This is a genomic window from Pseudoalteromonas distincta, from assembly GCF_000814675.1.
Lineage (GTDB): Bacteria > Pseudomonadota > Gammaproteobacteria > Enterobacterales > Alteromonadaceae > Pseudoalteromonas > Pseudoalteromonas distincta.
Genome location: NZ_JWIG01000007.1, coordinates 1 through 18,999 on the forward strand (window position 1 = coordinate 1; position 18,999 = coordinate 18,999).

Annotated in this window: 12 protein-coding genes, 1 rRNA gene and 3 pseudogenes; 9 read left to right on the forward strand and 7 right to left on the reverse strand. The window is 39.1% G+C overall.

Annotation, left to right across the window (positions count from 1 at the left end; translation table 11 throughout):
* Both QT16_RS05310 and QT16_RS05315 read right to left on the reverse strand, forming a co-directional pair.
* Positions 1–452, reverse strand: a 16S ribosomal RNA gene (locus tag QT16_RS05310); the annotation flags it as partial.
* A gap of 526 nt (positions 453–978) precedes the next feature.
* Positions 979–2,208 (reverse strand): annotated as a pseudogene (locus QT16_RS05315) (Ppx/GppA phosphatase family protein); the annotation flags it as partial.
* Between the two features lie 82 nt (positions 2,209–2,290).
* Between QT16_RS05315 and QT16_RS05320 the strand changes: the two are divergent.
* A complete protein-coding gene (locus tag QT16_RS05320; protein ID WP_039486842.1) occupies positions 2,291–2,563 on the forward strand; it encodes an Hpt domain-containing protein in 273 nt (90 codons plus the stop codon).
* Between the two features lie 63 nt (positions 2,564–2,626).
* Here QT16_RS05320 and rho read toward each other — a convergent pair whose 3' ends face one another.
* Positions 2,627–3,886 (reverse strand): transcription termination factor Rho, encoded by a 1,260-nt coding sequence (gene rho / locus QT16_RS05325; RefSeq protein ID WP_002960945.1) that lies wholly within the window; start codon positions 3,884–3,886, stop codon positions 2,627–2,629.
* Positions 3,887–4,072: 186 nt separating this feature from the next.
* Positions 4,073–4,399 (reverse strand): thioredoxin TrxA, encoded by a 327-nt coding sequence (gene trxA / locus QT16_RS05330; protein ID WP_002960942.1) that lies wholly within the window; start codon positions 4,397–4,399, stop codon positions 4,073–4,075.
* A 91-nt stretch (positions 4,400–4,490) separates the two neighbouring features.
* Between trxA and rhlB the strand changes: the two genes are divergently transcribed.
* Both rhlB and QT16_RS20545 read left to right on the forward strand, forming a co-directional pair.
* Complete coding sequence (rhlB, locus tag QT16_RS05335) at positions 4,491–5,768, forward strand: ATP-dependent RNA helicase RhlB (protein WP_002960940.1); 1,278 nt, start codon at positions 4,491–4,493, stop codon at positions 5,766–5,768.
* A 43-nt stretch (positions 5,769–5,811) separates the two neighbouring features.
* A pseudogene (locus QT16_RS20545) lies at positions 5,812–6,087 on the forward strand (Ppx/GppA phosphatase family protein); the annotation flags it as partial.
* On the opposite strand, the pseudogene QT16_RS05340 reads toward QT16_RS20545, so the two are convergent.
* A pseudogene (locus QT16_RS05340) lies at positions 6,084–8,540 on the reverse strand (tetratricopeptide repeat-containing hybrid sensor histidine kinase/response regulator); the annotation flags it as partial. The pseudogenes QT16_RS20545 and QT16_RS05340 overlap by 4 nt on opposite strands.
* Positions 8,541–8,616: 76 nt before the next feature.
* Between QT16_RS05340 and QT16_RS05345 the strand changes: the two are divergent.
* Positions 8,617–9,189: a DNA-J related domain-containing protein gene (locus tag QT16_RS05345; protein ID WP_039486846.1), complete on the forward strand. Its 573-nt coding sequence runs from the start codon at positions 8,617–8,619 to the stop codon at positions 9,187–9,189.
* A 22-nt stretch (positions 9,190–9,211) separates the two neighbouring features.
* Here QT16_RS05345 and dbpA read toward each other — a convergent pair whose 3' ends face one another.
* Positions 9,212–10,600 carry an ATP-dependent RNA helicase DbpA gene (gene dbpA / locus QT16_RS05350; protein ID WP_002960948.1) on the reverse strand — a complete coding sequence of 463 codons (1,389 nt, stop codon included), beginning with the start codon at positions 10,598–10,600 and terminating at the stop codon, positions 9,212–9,214.
* Positions 10,601–10,789: 189 nt separating this feature from the next.
* Here dbpA and QT16_RS05355 point away from each other — a divergent pair, with 189 nt between their 5' ends.
* The 3 genes from QT16_RS05355 to QT16_RS05365 all read left to right on the forward strand — a co-directional run bounded on the left by QT16_RS05355 (position 10,790) and on the right by QT16_RS05365 (position 15,477).
* Entirely contained in the window at positions 10,790–12,868 is a 2,079-nt protein-coding gene (locus tag QT16_RS05355) for a TonB-dependent siderophore receptor (protein WP_039486848.1), read from the forward strand.
* Between the two features lie 180 nt (positions 12,869–13,048).
* Entirely contained in the window at positions 13,049–14,449 is a 1,401-nt protein-coding gene (locus tag QT16_RS05360; protein ID WP_039486850.1) for a M20/M25/M40 family metallo-hydrolase, read from the forward strand.
* An 86-nt stretch (positions 14,450–14,535) separates the two neighbouring features.
* The gene (locus tag QT16_RS05365) at positions 14,536–15,477 is read left to right on the forward strand and encodes a tetratricopeptide repeat protein (protein WP_039486852.1); all 942 of its coding nucleotides are present in this window, start codon (positions 14,536–14,538) and stop codon (positions 15,475–15,477) included.
* A gap of 44 nt (positions 15,478–15,521) precedes the next feature.
* On the opposite strand, the gene QT16_RS05370 is transcribed toward QT16_RS05365, so the two are convergent.
* On the reverse strand, positions 15,522–16,427 hold the full coding sequence (locus QT16_RS05370; RefSeq protein ID WP_039487027.1) for a DUF808 domain-containing protein: 906 nt from the start codon (positions 16,425–16,427) through the stop codon (positions 15,522–15,524).
* A 145-nt stretch (positions 16,428–16,572) separates the two neighbouring features.
* On the opposite strand from QT16_RS05370, the gene QT16_RS05375 reads away from it, so the two are divergent.
* Together QT16_RS05375 and QT16_RS05380 are read left to right on the forward strand one after the other, a co-directional pair.
* Complete coding sequence (locus QT16_RS05375; RefSeq protein WP_024595167.1) at positions 16,573–16,854, forward strand: MliC family protein; 282 nt, start codon at positions 16,573–16,575, stop codon at positions 16,852–16,854.
* A gap of 77 nt (positions 16,855–16,931) precedes the next feature.
* Positions 16,932–18,962: a methyl-accepting chemotaxis protein gene (locus tag QT16_RS05380; RefSeq protein ID WP_039486855.1), complete on the forward strand. Its 2,031-nt coding sequence runs from the start codon at positions 16,932–16,934 to the stop codon at positions 18,960–18,962.
* Positions 18,963–18,999: the final 37 nt, after the last annotated feature.

Genomic DNA, 18,999 nt, shown 5'->3' on the forward strand with positions numbered 1-18,999 from the left:
TAACCTTTCCTCCTGACTGAAAGTGCTTTACAACCCGAAGGCCTTCTTCACACACGCGGCATGGCTGCATCAGGCTTGCGCCCATTGTGCAATATTCCCCACTGCTGCCTCCCGTAGGAGTCTGGGCCGTGTCTCAGTCCCAGTGTGGCTGATCATCCTCTCAAACCAGCTAGGGATCGTCGCCTTGGTGAGCCATTACCTCACCAACTAGCTAATCCCACTTGGGCCAATCTAAAGGCGAGAGCCGAAGCCCCCTTTGGTCCGTAGACATTATGCGGTATTAGCAGTCGTTTCCAACTGTTGTCCCCCACCTCAAGGCATGTTCCCAAGCATTACTCACCCGTCCGCCGCTCGTCAGCAAAGTAGCAAGCTACTCTCTGTTACCGCTCGACTTGCATGTGTTAGGCCTGCCGCCAGCGTTCAATCTGAGCCATGATCAAACTCTTCAATTAAAAAGTTTTATGTCTTTCGACAGCTCAATGAATTCTGAATTTTTTAATATCTTTCGATATTGAATTGACTGTGCCGAATAATTACCGAAATAACTATTCTGTTGGTCACTCAGTTTTCAATTGAGACTCTAATTTGTTTGCCTCGCTACCTAAGTAGTTTGGCTGTTAGAACTCAATCTGTACGAGTGCCCACACAGATGATTGCTTTATATTGTTAAAGAACGTTGCGATTATAAAGTTGAACTTTACCTCGCTAGGGCTGCGCATATTACGCTTTCCTATTTTTTTGTCAATACTTAAATTTAAACTTTCTAAAAAGATTCACTCTAAGTTTTACTTAACACCCTGAGTTGTTCGTGCCTCGCTATGCGTTGCTGTTTCCCGTCTCAGTGGGGTCGCATTATAGGGAGATCCAAAAACAGATCAACCCTTTTTTGAAGAAAACTTGAAATAATGTGCTGTTCGCACATATTTACATCGAAATGGTTACTTTAAACACTAAAAAGGCCCTGATGGGCCTTTTTAATTAGTTTACTATGAGCTTCCAGCCAAGTTTTCCTTGCTGTTTAGACTCTTGTTGCAGCTCGCTGGCCATTAATGGATGATCTTTTAACCAGTTACTTTCAAACTTAAGGTCTAACACTTCATTTTTAGCAGTTAACTCAAACTTAGGCAGTACATCATCTTGTCTGCGCATTGATAAAATGACTGCTATTCGTAGTAATCTCACTATATATTGCGCTAATAGACTATTTACGCCGAGTGAATTAAAACAACCTTTTGGAAAATCAGATCGATGTGCATCTGCTACCGCTACTATTAATTTATGCTCTGACTGTGAAAAACCAGGCATATCGGTATTTTCCAAAATATAAGCGGTATGTTTATGGTACTGCTTATACTCTATCAGTAATCCAATCTCATGAAGCTGCGCTACCGCTTTTAATAGTGGTAACCCATTTAAGCTTTCAATTGGCCAATCTTTATCAATACTCAACGCTAACTGCATTGCCAAGCTTGAAACTCGACACGCTTGTTTTTGATCAACATGATAACGACTCATAAACCCATCCACTGTGCGTTTGCGAATGTCGTTATTATGAAACTCCGGAACCATGCTATATAAAACACCTTCACGCAGTGCTCCACCCGCCAATCCCATTTTTTCTATTTCAAGAGATTCAAATAGTGCGATTAAGATTGCAAGTCCTGATACAAATACCAGTCGACGGTCTTCACTTAATCCAGGAAGGTCTAGCGCTGCAATAGTGCTAAATGCAATTGCTTGATCTTTTATAGTGTTGAGCTTTTCAAGTGTAAGTAAGTCGTCAAGATTTTGCGCGACCATAATTTCTTGAATTGCTTGTACTGTACCAGAAGCTCCAGATGCAATTTGCCATCCAGCTGCTTTATACTCTGGAGAAATTTCATCAATGACTGTACGAGCCGCTTTTATTGCTGCGTTAAAGTTACTCTTACTTAGTTGGCAATCTTTAAAATAGCGTTCAAGATAGGTAACACACCCCATATTGAGGCTTTTGTAATGTAGGGCATCAAATGCTTTACCAATTACAACTTCTGTACTTGCACCACCAATATCAATAACAAGCTGTTTGCCAGTACAAGATGAAGTATGGGCAACACCTTTATAAATTGTGCGCGCTTCTAATTCTCCGCTAATAACATTAATGTTATGACCTAGAATTTTTTCGGCATGATTTTTAAATACGTCGGCGTTAGTTGCTAAACCGATAGATAAAGAGTCATTTTATAAAGCGCTTTCCAGCCACCTATATAGTGCAGAAGATCAGCCAATTACAAAGCAAAATGAAGTTGATATGAGCGATCTTGTCATTAGTTTTAAGCAAAGCTTTGCTTTGGAGAGTGAAACGATTACTCAGCATTTTATAAGTGAAGATTTAGCCGCGCTACAAAAAGATAGTCATCGCATTTTAGGAGCGGCGCAAATGTTTGGTTTAGATGAAATTGCGCAATCGGCTCAAAGTTTAGATAGAGCACTTTTACGCAGGACCCAAAAAAGTAGTGCGAATGACTTTAAAGCGCTCGTTGATACGTTGCAGAGTGTACTTAAAAAGTATAATGAAAGTTAAACTGTGTTTAATCCCGACATAAAAAAAGCGCCTAAGGCGCTTTTTTTATTCAGCTAAGACGCTTTATTGGCGTCTCATCGAATCAAAAAATTCATCATTGGTTTTGCTCATCGATAGTTTATCGATTAAGAATTCCATCGCATCAATTTCTGACATGTCATGAACAATTTTACGTAAAATCCAAAGCTTTTGAAGCTCATCTGGTTTTGTTAGTAATTCTTCACGACGAGTGCCTGAACGATTAAAGTCGATAGCAGGGAATACACGTCTTTCCGCAATTTTACGGTTAAGGTGAAGTTCCATGTTACCAGTACCTTTAAACTCTTCGTAGATAACTTCATCCATTTTAGAGCCAGTGTCGATAAGCGCTGTAGCTATGATTGTTAAGCTACCACCTTCCTCAACGTTACGTGCAGCACCAAAGAAGCGCTTAGGTTTATGTAATGCGTTAGCGTCAACACCACCAGTAAGTACTTTACCTGATGAAGGAATAACGGTGTTATAAGCACGTGCTAAACGAGTGATTGAATCCAATAAGATAACAACATCTTTTTTATGTTCAACTAAACGTTTTGCTTTTTCGATAACCATTTCGGCAACTTGTACGTGACGAGAAGCTGGCTCATCGAACGTTGATGCAATAACTTCACCTTTTACTAGGCGTTGCATCTCTGTTACTTCTTCCGGACGTTCATCAATAAGTAAAACCATTAATGTTACATCAGGATGATTATGCGTAATTGATTGTGCAATGTTTTGAAGTAGCATTGTTTTACCCGCTTTTGGCGGAGCTACTAACAAGCCACGTTGGCCGCGGCCAATAGGAGATGCTAAATCAAGTACACGGGCTGTAATATCTTCTTTACTGCCGTTACCACGTTCCATGCGAAAACGTTCGTTTGCATGTAGTGGGGTAAGGTTTTCAAAAAGAATTTTAGTTCGAGAGTTTTCAGGTTTATCAAAGTTAACTTCATTTACTTTAAGTAAAGCAAAGTAACGTTCACCGTCTTTAGGTGGACGAATAAGGCCTGAAATTGAATCGCCAGTACGCATGCTGAAACGGCGAATTTGGCTAGGTGAAACATAAATGTCATCTGGCCCAGCTAAGTAAGAGGCTTCTGATGATCTTAAGAAGCCGAAACCATCTTGTAAAATCTCTAATACACCGCCGCCGAAGATATTCTCTCCGCCTTTGGCATGGGATTTAAGAATGGCAAAAATGATATCTTGCTTTCTTAAGCGGGCTACGTTTTCGAGCCCCATGGACTCAGCTAAGTCTACAAGCTCTTTAATCGACTTGTCTTTTAATTCGCGTAAATGCATATTGGTGGGTTCTTTATTACAGTTGTCATACTCAAAATCGCTTTGATCGTTGAGTGAGGTTTGTTGAATATAACTAAGGATTAGTTGGCTTTATAAACTAGCAGTTCACTGGCAAAGCGTCCAGTCTTTATACAAAATAAATTTAAAAAAGGGCAAAAAAGCCCTTTTTATTGTTCTAGCTTACCGTTAGATGTTGTTTTCTAAAAACTCGATAAGTTGAGTTTTTGAAAGAGCACCTACTTTCGTTGCAGCTACTTGGCCATCTTTAAAAAGAAGTAAAGTAGGGATACCACGAATACCAAACTTTGGCGGTGTGCCAGCATTTTGGTCAATATTTAATTTAGCAACAGTCACACGGCTGTCGTATTCATCAGCAACTTCGTGAAGAATAGGGGCGATCATTTTACAAGGTCCACACCATTCAGCCCAGAAATCTACTAGTACTGGTTTGTCTGATTGTAATACGTCAGCTTCAAAGCTATCGTCAGTAATTTGGATTATTTTCTCGCTCATTGCGCTCTCCGATTTAGTTAGGCGAAATATTTAGTGCGTATTTAAACACTCTTGTTTCTTATTGCAAGTTTAAACGTTATGCTTAAACGCTATGACTAAGACACATTTAACCGATAAAAAGTTTTCAGACTTTGCTATCGCACCGGAAGTGGTTGCCGGTTTAACCGAGAATGGGTTTGAATATTGCACACCTATTCAAGCAAAATGCCTACCTTTTATTTGTGATGGACGCGATATCGCGGGCCAAGCTCAAACGGGTACAGGCAAAACGTTGGCGTTTTTAACCGCCACGTGCCATCGGTTATTACAATCTAGCAAAGCACCTAGTAAACATCCAAGAGCCCTGATCATGGCCCCTACTCGGGAGCTTGCGATTCAGATACACAAAGATGCTAAAATTTTAGCGCCGCACTGTAATCTTAACTTAGGTTTAGTATATGGTGGCGAAGATTACGAAAAACAACGTGCACAACTAGAAAAAGGCGTTGATATTTTAATTGGTACTACAGGTCGCCTAATTGATCTGTATAAGCAAGGCTGTTACACCCTTAATGAAATTGAGGTAGTCGTGCTGGACGAAGCCGATCGTATGTTCGATTTAGGTTTTATCAAAGATATTCGCTATATGTTCGATCGTATGCCAGATACATCAAAGCGTTTAAACTTATTATTTTCTGCCACATTATCGTACCGCGTACAAGAATTAGCTTTTGAGCACATGACAAACCCAGAGCATGTTCAAATTGAACCTGACGTTAAAACGGGTAAACGTATTCAAGAAGAGCTATTTCATCCTTCGCAAGAAGATAAAATTAAGCTGTTGTTAACCTTAATTGAAGAAGAATGGCCAGAGAAAGCAATCGTGTTTGCAAATACCAAGCACAGTTGTGAAACAGTATATGCTTGGCTTAAATCAGACGGTCATCGTGTAGGTATGCTTACTGGTGATGTAAACCAGAAAAAACGCCAAACTATATTAGCGCAATTCAGCAAAGGTGATTTAGACTTTTTAGTTGCGACCGATGTTGCAGCGCGTGGTCTTCATATTCCAGAAGTAAGTCATGTGTTTAACTTTGATTTACCTGACGATTGTGAAGATTATGTTCATCGTATTGGCCGTACTGGCCGCGCTGGTGCATCAGGCCACGCAATTAGTTTTGCATGTGAGCAATATGCATACAACCTGCATGAAATTGAAGAATATATAGAGCACAGCATTCCTTTATCACATTATGATAAAACAGCATTGCTAGATGATTTAACTCAGCCTATTATTCAAAGAAAGCGCAACTATTCAACAGGTCCACGTAACCGTAGTAATAACAGCGGACGTCGCCCAAATAATAGTTACCAAAAAGGACGGTCGTAAGCGACCGTTTGTATAAGTAGTAGTAACTAGAGGTTTTTGAACGGTGGGGCAACTTAAACCGCAAAAAAATGTGTACGCAGTTATTGATTTGGGCTCAAATAGCTTTCATATGCTTATTGCCAAATCAATTGCTGGCGGTCTACAAACAATTGGACGTGTTAAACGCAAAGTCCGATTAGCCGCAGGGCTTGATAAAGGAAACGTATTAAGCACTGAAGCAATGCAGCGAGGCTGGGAATGCCTTGCCCTTTTTGCTGAGCGTCTACAAGATATCCCAGACAAAAACATCACCATAGTAGCAACAGCTACCTTACGCTTACCTAAGTAACCACTAAACCCTAACTCTAAATAGCCATCCACTTCATGACTCATAGCATTTGCAGTTAAAGCAAAAATAGGCTGCTCAAAACCACACTGTTTTAATAGCTGAAAAGCAGAACGCCCATCCATCACAGGCATTTGAATATCGAGTAGCACTAAATCAGGATACTCTTTTAAGCACTGCTCTACCGCTTGCTCACCGTTTTCAACGGCAATAACCTCGAGCCCCATTGAACGTAAATAGCGGCTTATTAACCTTCGATTATCAGGGTGATCTTCTGCAAGTACAACACGCCCTGCCAATTGCTTATTTACCTTTGGAGCGCTTTGAGTTTCAATCAGGCTTTGCGATTTATTTACTTCTGCGCACGGTAAAAAGAACGAAAACTGACTGCCCTTTTTGTATTCGCTTTGTACACTGATATAACCGCCCATCATCGCGGCTAATTGTTGCGATAAGCTAAGGCCTAACCCTGTCCCCCCAAAGCGACGGCTAATACTGTTATCAGCTTGGCTAAAGCATTCAAAAATAAGCTTTAACTGTTTAGAGCTCATACCAATACCGGTATCTTTTACAATAATCACTAGCCCTTGTTCACTCTTATTTAAAGCAATAATGATTTGGCCAGCGTGAGTAAACTTAATAGCATTAGCACATAAATTTATAAGAATTTGTTTTACGCGTATTAAATCCAGTTTAGTGTAAAACTCATTACCCACTTGATTGTCTAAAATGAGGCGTAGATTTTTTGCTTTTGCTTGAGTGATAAACATTGCATGTACGTCATTTACAAGCTCTACAATATCAAAGCACGAAATATTTAACTCTAATCTATTGGCTTCAATTTTACTTAAATCGAGTACATCATTTATTAAGCTTTTTAAATGGTCACTGTGACGCTGAATTACTCTTAGTTCATCTTTAAGTGACTCAGGCTCATATAATTCATTAATTAAAGCATCTGTTTGCCCTAAAATAGCCGTTAGTGGAGTGCGGATTTCGTGGCTAATATTGGCCAAAAACTGGCTTTTAACATCGTTAGCTTCTCTTAGCTCCTGTGCTATTGCCTGTAACTCGGCAGTGCGCTGCGTAACTTGCTCTGTTAACTGCTGCTTAGCACGTTTTTCTGCGCCACGGCGGTAAAGCGCAATACCAGTTACAACAACCAAAAGTAATAGTAAAAAAGAGAATAAAGTAAGCTGAGAACGCTGCGACATTTTTAGCTCTTGCACACGTCGATCTTGTTTAAGTTTTTCTATCTCTTGGTTTAATTGGGTTGCTTTAAATTGATGCTGAAGTACCGCTAATGCATTTATAATTGCTGTACTTCTGAGTTTTCGTAGCTCACTAATATATTCTTGTTGCAAGGCCATTGCGCTTGAATAATCGCCTTTACTGGCTTCAAGTAGTGCTTTAGTCCCTAAACCCTCCCTAATTATTCGCTCACTGCCATATTCGTGGGCAAGTGAAATAGCTCTATCTAAACTTATTTTCGCCTCTTCTAAGTTGCCTTTAACAAACTGAATTTTACCAAGCGCATGTAGCGCATTAAGCTCTAAATTATGGTTACCTATTTTAAGCGCATAGTACTCACCTAATTTAGCTTGCTCGTACGCTTCATCTACTTTTTTTAACACTAAATTAGTATTTGCCAAGTTGGTATATTGCGTAGATAACTTATTGTAATCATTGGCTGAAATATAATAACGCAGCGCTAGCTGGTAATAATGAAGTGCTAAGTCAAATTGATTACTCTCCATATGAGCAACACCCATATTGTTGTATACCTGCGCAATACCGCTTTTATCATCTAACCGCTGATAAACTTTAAGTACATCTTGATAAAGACTAAATGCACTATCGTAGCGTGATAAGCGTATATAAACGCCAGCTATATTAAGTAATATGTCGGTTTGATCTTGCTCACTACCGTGCGCTTCGTAAATAGCTTTTGCCTTTAAGTAAAACTCTAGGGTATCGCCTAGCTTATTCATATTAAAATAAGCCAAACCAATATTATTTAGTAAATTTGCTTGTTCAAGTAGTTGTTCATTTTTTTCAGCTAATACTAGGGTGCGGGTATATTCACTTATGGCCTTTTGAAATAAGCCTTGATAAAAAAGTGCTACACCTTGCATTTTTATTGCACGAAAGTGCTCGTCAGGAAAGAAAGTATCTGAAGTGTTTTTTTCTAATAATTTAAAATAGTGTAAAGATTCTTTAAAATTATCAGCCGATAACGCACTATTACCTAATGCCGAATAAACAGCGACACGCTCTTTTTTAGAAACGTTTTTATTAGCAAGTAACGTATTTGCTAATTGTAATTTAGGCTCCCACTGCACTTCGTTTTTGAATTGCTCAAATAACGAATCACTATTTTGGGCATAGCTAGGAGCTATTAGTACACAGCATATAGTAAATAAGAGGCATTTAAACTTGCCCAGCATAATTTTAATCCTTCAAACCGTTACTTATATCAGTGTAATCTTTATTGAAGATACACTAACTACTAGGGCCTAAACAATGCTTAACCCACTGATTGATGAGATTTTTGAGCTGATATTAACAAGGCAGGTTTGGCAAGTTCATACTTTAGCAGCAGAACTGACAAACCGCAGCGCAATAACAACACTCGATAAAAGCCCTGAACGTGATTTATTTAAACGTAACTTTTTAATTATGAATGCATTGTACCAACTGCAGGCACAATTACGCCCTCAAAGTTTACTCATTTCAACTCTGCATATCGAGCTTTTAGAAAAAGAAGATAATAGTTTAGTAACAACGAACGAAAATTTGCGAGATTATTATTTAGATTGGCGTAATTACGATACCGATGAAGAGAAAATTGATGAGCTTTTGAATAGTTTTTGGCGTCAGTTTAAAACGACATCACCACAACAAGTATTAAATGACAATGAATTTAAAGCGTTGGCTTTAGAATGGAAGTTACCCGAAAATTTCACTCTTAAAAACGTTCAAAAGCGCTGGAGACAACTTGCATTACAGATGCACCCAGATAAACCAAATGGTTGTGAAGTTAAGTTTAAAAAAATAAAATTACAATACGAGCAGCTAAAGGTAGCTGCTCGCTAATTTGTTAATTTAGCGGTTTAAATTAACGAGTAAGGCGACGAGCGCGTATTTTACGCCCTTTAATGTTGCCTTCGGTTAGTTTGCGAAGTGCTGGTTTTGATGAGTTACGTTCAACAGCAACAAATGCTACGTTATCAAGTACGTTAATTTTACCTACTTGACGACCTGCAACCCCATCCTTACCTGTTAGAGCACCAAGAATATCGCCTGCACGTACTTTTTGCTTTTTACCTGAATCAATCATCAAAGTAACCATTTCAGGTCGGTACGGCGGTTTATCTAATAAATTAAACGGCGGCATTTGCTCTGGAGTAATATCACGCTCGTAATGATCGCCAATTTGTGCAATTTTAAACGCTTCAGCTTCACCATAAATAGAACAAGCAATGCCCTTTTTACCAGCACGCCCAGTTCGGCCAACACGGTGAACATGTGTTTGCGTGTCATGTGCTAAATGGTAGTTAATAACCATATCCATGTCATCAATATCTAAACCTCGTGCAGCAACATCGGTTGCAACAAGTATTGAAGCACTTTTATTTGAAAAGTGAATTAGCGTACGTTCACGATCGCGTTGCTCTAAATCACCGTGCAATGCAACAGCGCTGAAGCCTTCGTCAGCTAAATCATCACACACTTGTTGAGTTTCTACTTTGGTATTACAAAATACAACACAGCTTTGTGGTGTAAATTTAAGAAGTAATAACTTAAGCGTTGGATAGCGCTGCTTATTGTTATCCATTTTGTAGAAGTACTGCTTAATTGTGCTTTTGGCTTGCTCTTCTTCTACTTTAACCATTTCTGGATTTTTAAGTACACGCTTAGCAATTGCTTCAATAGCTCTTGGGAAAGTAGCACTAAATAACAATGTTTGACGATTTTGTGGAATACGCTCAATAATTGCATCAAGTGTGTCTTGAAAACCCATATCAAGCATTTGATCAGCTTCATCAAGCACCAATGTTTCCACATCATCTAAACGTAGAGTACCTTTACGAATATGGTCATCAACACGCCCTGGCGTGCCAACAATAATATGCGCGCCATGTTCAAGTGAACCTATTTGCGGGCCAATTGAAACACCACCACATAACGTCAATATTTTAATGTTATGAATGCCGCGCGCTAATTTACGCATTTCTACCGCAACCTGCTCGGCAAGTTCGCGAGTCGGACACAAGACTAAAGATTGAATACGAAAGCGTTTTACGTTTAATTTAGCTAACACACCCAAGCTAAACGCAGCAGTTTTACCTGAACCGGTTTTTGCCTGAGCAATGATGTCTTTACCAGCAAGTACAGGCGGCAAACTTTGCGCTTGTACAGGTGTCATGTGGGCATAGCCAAGTGTTGATAAGTTATCAACGAGTCCAGCCGGTAAAGCCAAAGATGAAAAAGCAGTTGAAGTCACAGTAAGTTCCATAGCAATAAAATAACATGGGAGAAAGCCCCACTAATATGCAGCTTATAATAGCAGAATTCGTAATTGGCAACCATTAACAAACACATTATAAAACATGTTAATGAAAGGTGTTGAAAATGATAGTAGTTTGCATTAAGATCGCGATTGTTTTTTACATACCTGCGCTGGAAGCAATTAATGAAACTGAATTCTATTTACATAGCACTATTAGCAAGCATTACAACAAGCACATATGCAAACACTACCGACCTTGAACGCATAGAAGTAAAGGGTAGCTACTTTAACGATTACAAAGTAGATAACGCTAATGGCGCAATGAGAACATCAGCTTCATTACTTGAAACTGCACAATCTGTCACTGTAATAACCGACACTATTATTAGCGAACAGCTTGCCACTACACTTGGCGAAGTACTCACAAATGACGCAAGCTTAACTGCAGGCTCACAACAACGAAATCGTGAGGTATTTAACTTACGCGGCTTTGAGCTGAGCTCATCGACAGGTTATTTACGCGACGGTCATCAGCATTGGTCGCACTATCAGCAACCAATCGAAATTTTGCAGCAAGTTGAAGTAATTAAAGGCCCATCAAGTATTTTATATGGTCAGTCAGGCCCGGGTGGCTTGGTTAACATGGTAACTAAAAAGCCTACCGCACAAACATTATTTAATGCCAGTGCCGATGTAGATCAGCATGGTTCAACTCGCTTTATGGTAGATGCTGCAGGCGCATTAACTGAATCTGAAGATTTACGTGCTCGCGGGATTTTAGTAAAGCAAGACGTTGACTACTGGCGTGAGTACCAAAACGGTGAAAACCGTGAACGCGACCGCTTTTTAGGTGCTTTAGTTGTAGATTACGATATTAGCGATAACGCATTAGTACGTGTGCATTACGACCGCACAGATGACGAAGCAGGTTTAGATACTGGCGCATGGATAGACGATAATGCCAATATAATTGGTAACGATAAAACAATCCGTGATATGTCTTGGGCGTTTACCGATATTACCGTAGAAAACCTAGGTGTAGACCTAGAAGTATTTTTAACCGATAACTGGCAAGTAAAACTTGGTTACAACGAACAAACGTTTGAGCGCCAACGCTTTGAGTCATCTCCTAGTCGAAATTCTTACGACGCGCAAACTAATACATACACCTCGAATCCATACGATCGCTTTGATGATTGGCAGTTTAAAACAGCATTTATCGATTTTATTGGTGAATTTGAAATGGCTGGCATACAACACCAATTTCTAATTGGTGCTAACTCGCTTGACTACTATTATGGTCAACTGCGTACATCTGCTGATTCATTTAGTTTTACAGCAGGACAAAATGAACCTGCCCGTCCAGATATCAGCTATAAAACAGATCTCACTAAAAGCGAAACTGAATACGACTACTATGGTCTATATGCGCAAGACTTAATTACTTTCTCTGAACAATGGCAGGTGTCTGTTGGTGCTCGCTTTGATAAGCAAACACGTGAAGGCCAAAATAACGAATCTTTCTTACCTAAATTTGGCGTACTTTATCATCCAAATGCATCGGCCACTATCTATGCCAGTTATACAGAAGGTTTTGAGCCACAAAATGAAACCATCACTAATGATAAAGATATCAACTTCGGTATGGAAATAGATGCTGTTACCTCTGAACAAAGAGAACTAGGTATAAAATGGCAACTGCTTGATGACCGTTTACTGCTTAGTGGTGCCGTTTTCGATATAAGTAAAAACGGAACGCTGGTAACTGAAGACCTTGAGGCTCCTATTGGCTCAATTACAACCGAGACAAATCAGGTTGGTGAACAACGCCACAAAGGCTTTGAAGTTGCAGCACAAGGCGCTGCAACAGATCGTTTATTTGTAATGGCCTCTGCGATGTATTTAGATGCGAACTATGAAAGAGCGAATGAGGAGCTGCAAGGTAAACGCCCTACCGATGCACCTAAATGGTCAGCATCTCTGTGGACTCGTTATGAGCTAAATGATGCGATTGCTTTTAACGCTGGTGCTTTTTATGAAGGCGAGCGCTTTGCAGATAGCGATAATACAATTACTAAAGATGCATATACACGTGTTGATGTTGGCGCCACTTATAAGTTTAACTTAAGCAATACCGATATTAACTTACGCCTTAACATCGAAAACTTATTTGATAAAAGCTATTTAGGTGGTGGCGGCACGAGTAATGTAACTGTTGGCGAGGGTACAAATCTTCGTTTAGCAGCGCAATTTAGCTTTTAATTAAATGCCTTAAATAACAGTGTTAAAATATAGTCCGCGTACATTTACGCGGGCTTTTTTATATCTAAACGTTTATACCTAACAGCATTAAATCTATTACAAAGCCTATTCATCTCATCTATTTTTTATCATGTTTGTTACATGTTCTAATAGCGCTAATTATTAAAAAGGCTTACCCAAATGAAAAAACTAATTACCGCACTGCTGCTTACTAGCAGTATGGCTGCAAACGCTAACAACGCCGAATTTACCCAAAAGCAATTACAACAAGTCAATGAAGTGCGCACCTCTGCACTAAATAGTGATTTAAGCTATAAATTACTAGAGTCATTAACAACTGAAGTAGGCCCTCGCTTACCTGGTACTGAAAATGATAAAAAAGCAGTGGCATGGGCTAAAGCTAAATTTAATGAGCTTGGTTTTGATAAAGTATGGCTTGAAGAAGCGACTTTTCCTGAATGGCGCCGTTATAGCGAAAGCGGAAAAATACTAACACCAAGCGAGCAACCTCTACATTTAACTGCATTAGGTAACAGTATAAGCACGCCTAAAGATGGGATCACAGCGCCAGTAGTCTTATTCGAAACACTTGATGAGTTAATTGCAGCACCTGCAAACAGCCTAAAAGGTAAAATTGCGTATATTAATTACCGCATGAACCGCGATATAGATGGGAATGGTTACGGACCTGCTGTAAAAGCACGTGGCACAGGCGCTATAGAAGCGTCTAAAAAAGGCGCTGTTGCCTACATGATGCGCTCGGTAAGTACCGGTCATCATCGTTTTGCACACACTGGCGGTAGTTACTACAAAGAAGGTGTTACAAAAATACCTAATGTAACCATTGCTAACCCAGATGCCGATCAGATTGCACGACTCATTGCTTTAGATAAAGACGTATCGGTAAATATTAATGTGCAAACCGAAAGCCTTGGTGAAGGCACAGGTTATAACGTTATTGGCCAATTTAATGGTACCGAAAACCCTGAGCAATATGTATTAATTGGCGGGCATTTAGATTCTTGGGACTTAGGGACTGGCGCACTAGATGACGGTGCAGGCGTTGCGCTAACAATGGCAGCCGCTAAACATATTAGCGATGTAAAGCGTCCTAAGCGCAGTATTCGTGTGGTACTTTTTGCAGCTGAAGAGCTAGGTCTTTGGGGTGCAAAAGCTTATTTTGCAGAGCATAAAAACGAGCTAAGCAATATTGTTGCAGCAGCTGAGTCTGATTTTGGCGCCGATGTTGTATATGCTTTTGAATCGAACGTAAGCGCAGAGTCACTTCCTGTAGTGCGTGCTATTGCAAAAGAACTTTCGCCGTTAAATATTGAGCATATTGGTAAAAACCAAGCGAATGGTGGCCCTGATCTAATTCCACTTAAAGCAGCAACCTCAGCACCTATTTTTGAACTTGCTCAAGATGGAACAGATTACTTTGATTACCACCATACAGCTGACGATACACTTGATAAAGTAACACCTGCTAAGCTTCGTCAAAATACCGCTGCATACGCTGTATTTGCTCTAATGGCTGCTGATGCAAAAACAACAATTAAGCCTAAAGCTCAAAATAAGTAATAACAGACATACTTACTTACAGTTTGTGGCTTTAACTAACACGCTTCTTGTTTTACCTTTAGGTAATTAAACAAGGAGCGTGCTTTATGTTACTTTTCAACACGAGTGAATCATTTCCATATTTTGCACAAACAACACGCTGCCCTCATTGTCAAAGCGACGCCTATCATTTAGTAAATAAAAGCCGCTATTTACGGTTTAGTATTTTACCTATGTTTGCCTTAAAATTAAGTTATAAACGCGAGTGCTATCAATGCGGAAAAAGCGAACCTGTAAAAATAACGCAACTACCGTTAATAGAAAAACTAAGCCTACCTAAATACTTTATTGGTGTATTTTTATTACTTTGGATTGTTTTATTTTTTTATCAACAGCACCTTAATAGCGAGACTCGAAAGGAAGGCTATTTAAATACGCCTAAAATATATGATACCTACTTAGTACACGCCGACAAATTTACACACGAGCCCTGGACCCTAACCAATTTAAAAATTGCTCAAGTTTTAAATTTTGACGAACAATTTATTACCTTTCAGATAAGCAACTACAGCTATAAACGTAATAATAGTATTACTTTGGCAATGCGTACTAGCCAGCTAATTCAAGACAATTACTTTTCCACTAAAACAATCACCCTCCCTCGTGATGAAGTAGCACGCCTTTACAACGACGAAGCTATTTACGACGTTCTGCGCCCCTATGCCAACATCCTTTATGGTGGGTTTGTGATGCATCCTCCCAAACCTAAGCCACTATATAAAGGCTTAAAGCTCGATAAAAACAATCAACAAGGCATTATTTATTTTAAAGATGGTTTGTTTGTTGAAGCATTTAATAGCTTTAAACAAGCTGCTGAAGCGGGCTCTCAATGGGGGCAATTAAATTTAGCGCAAATGTATCGTGATGGTCAGGGAATAGATCAGGATCAACAGCAGGCTATTTATTGGTACAAAAAGGCTATTGAGCAAAAAAATACTAAAGCACAATTTGAATTGGAATCTCTTTGTAAAATAGCTAACTGTGAATGAGTGAATTTCAATATAGCTGGCGCAACAAGTACGCCAGCTTGGAACTATTTTTTAAATAACTTTGTATAACCTACATGTATAAGCACAACAACTAAGCCAGCAATCACGCCTAGCAAACCATCAAACAATAGAGGAGCTAATACTTCTCCTGTACCGCCAGCAACAGATTGGGCATAGTTTGTTACATCGACTTGAGTATGATGCAGTAACTCAACACCATGTACTAAAATCCCGCCACCTACTAAAAACATCGCGATGGTGCCCGCAAATGCTAAAAACTGCATCAACCTAGGCGCTGCTGCGAGTAAGCCTTTCCCAAGTAATTCTTTAAATCTATTAGCTGTTACCTTTGATTGGTTGAGTAAATAAAGTCCGGCATCATCCAGTTTTACAATACCTGCCACTAAGCCATAAACACCAATAGTCATTATAATTGCGATAACACAAAGCACTAAAGCTTGATTAAGCAATGTAGCACCTGCCACAGTACCTAAAGTAATCACAATAATTTCGGCAGAAAGAATAAAGTCGGTTCTTATTGCCCCTTTTATTTTTTGTTTTTCGTACTCAACTAAATCTAATTTCTCACCCTCGTCTACCGCTTCACTGTTATGAGGCAAAAACTTAGCAAATACTTTTTCAGCTCCCTCAAAACATAAAAACAAACCACCCATCATTAAAAGCGGTGTTATTAACCAAGGCAGCCATACACTTATTAATAAAGCAGCGGGTACGAGTATCGCTTTATTTAAAAATGAGCCCTTTGCCACAGCCCAAACAACCGGTAATTCACGCTCTGCTGCTACACCTGTAACCTGCTGTGCATTGAGCGCTAAGTCATCGCCTAATACACCCGCTGTTTTTTTTGTTGCTACCTTACTCATTGTCGCAATGTCATCAAGTAAAGTGGTTATATCATCTAATAACGTTAAAAGGTTAGTGCCTGCCATAAAGCTTCCGAGCTCAAGAAATATTGCTATAAACATAACTTAAAGCGCTACTTTCACCAACGGTTAATTTTGCTTTGTTATTCTTACATTAGATTAAAATTTTGCCCTGTGTTTTAACTAACGTTTAAAGAAGATGGGAGGAAAAATGAAAGTATATTTAGCATTAATCGCTATTTTACTAAGCTTAACCGCATGTAGTGATTTAAAAACCAGTACTGCTTACCAATGCGATGATGAGAGCGTAAAACTCAATATTATTAATAATTCTGAAGCCGAACTTATCTTTAACAATAAAGTGCATGTACTTAATCACGAAAAAAGTGCATCAGGGAATAAATATATAAGTGAAGAGGTACTGTTTTGGGGTAAGGGCAATGAAGCCATGTTAATCATTGCAGGTAAAAAAAGACAGTGCACCAAGGTTTAACATAAAAACAACCAATAAACCACAATAATGCTACAATAATGCTACAATAATTAAAGACTCATTATTGTGATGAAGTTATGCGTTCAATTGCGATCAAACATAAAATAATTTTAGCCTTTACAGCCATTGGCATATTGGTGCTAACAAGTAGTGTATTTTTTTATTGGTCATTAAACAAAATTAGCGTTAACAATACCCGAACCGAAAAATTAGCGGTTCCGGTACAACAGTTCAGCAAAGATTTAAGGTTATCATTACTGTCTATTACCAAATTTAACGCCTTAGCTTACAGCCAAGCAAACCTTGATTTACTTCAACAAAATAAAAAACAGGCGCAAGTTGAGCAACAACAATTTAGCGATATGCTCAATTCGTTAAGCACTCAACTAAATCAACAAATAACAATGCAAAATTTACTCACCAGTACCAACGCAGGTTTCGAGCAACTGACTGAAGTAAGTGTCGCAATGTTTAGCGCTAAAGAGCGTAAGTTTGTAGCGCAAAATTCCACCATAGAATTATCAGCAACGTTTAACGAGCAACTTTACAATTTAAGTTCTAACTTACTTGATATAGAACTTTTAGAAGTGCCTGTAAAACAGCAGGCATTACTTAATGCTATGTTTGGAACAGCGACCCGTATAGACGATTTATTGTTTAACTTAAGTAATAATATAAAAAGCATTACTCAAACTACAAGTATCAATGATTTAAATAGCCATCAGCAAGATACCCTATTTCTACTAGATAACATCCAACCTAATTTCACCTATTTAGAGCAACAAGCCCTACCTTTTAATAATGCGTTTAATGCTAAAAATTTAACAGCTAAGTTTAATCAATTAAGAGAGTTACTTAACAACGATACAGGAATTTACGCCCAACAAAATAAAGTACTCAAAAGTGCTATTGCTGCGGCTCAAAATTTTGAACACTTTCAACAGCAATTTATAACAACAGAAGGTCAGCTTATTGAACTTAATAAATTGGCTGATGAGCGCTTTAATGCCTTACAAACTAATGCAAAGGCCGCCATAAATACAGGGATTAGTTCTGTAGTAATTATTACGATTGTTTTAATTATATTGATTATCGCCATCTCTATTTTTACAACGCGTGCAATGCTAAAACCGCTTAAAAAAGTAAACCGAGATTTAGCCCGAATCGCCTCAGGTGATTTATCAAAGCGAAGCCACCCACGTAGTAAGGATGAATTTGGTACTTTACTAAATAACATAAATAAACTCAGTGAAGACCTTACTAATCTAATTGGTGCAATTAGTAGTGACGCCCACGAGCTAGACCGCAGCGCTATTAAAACCAGTGAAAAAGGTCAGCAAATGACGATTGTTGCACAACAGCAGTTAGAGCGAAGCGCGCAGGCAACATCGCTTGCACAAAATATGCTAATCAACTCACAAGCGGTTTATGAACAAGCAGATAAAACATCAAGTGAAATAACAAACGCATCGCAATTTGCAAATGATGTAAACGAGATTGCTAATCAAAATAGTCTAAGTATAGAAACTTTATTACAGCGTCTTGATAAAGCAGTAGGCAGCACAGAAGAGCTCGCACAGTACACTCAGCTTATTGAAGCCATTGTTGAAACAATTAGTAGCATTGCCGAGCAGACTAACTTACTTGCACTTAATGCTGCAATTGAAGCAGCGCGAGCGGGTGAAAACGGACGCGGGTTTGCTGTAGTTGCTGATGAGGTTCGATCATTAGCTGCACGTACACAAACCTCGACTAGCGAAATAAACACCATGATCCAAACATTGCAACAACACACTAAAACAACTCAAGAACACATTACTGATGGCCAACACCAAGCCAAGCAATGTGTTAAAAACAGCACTGAACTAAATAAAGCCGTAGAGCGTATTAAAAGCACATTGTTGTCTGTTAATCAGATGAGTGAGCAAATTGCTCATGCATCACATGAGCAATTGACTAACAGTGGCGACATTCAACAAATAATGGCAAAGGTGACAGAGCAAGCAACCTTGAATGCCCAAAACGCGACAACCCTAGCAAGCGAAAGTGAAGACGTAAACCAACTTGCACACTCTTTAACGAGTGCCGTAGAGCGCTTTAAGTTTTAAGTGCAAGTAATGACTTGCCTTGCATGAAATGGGTATA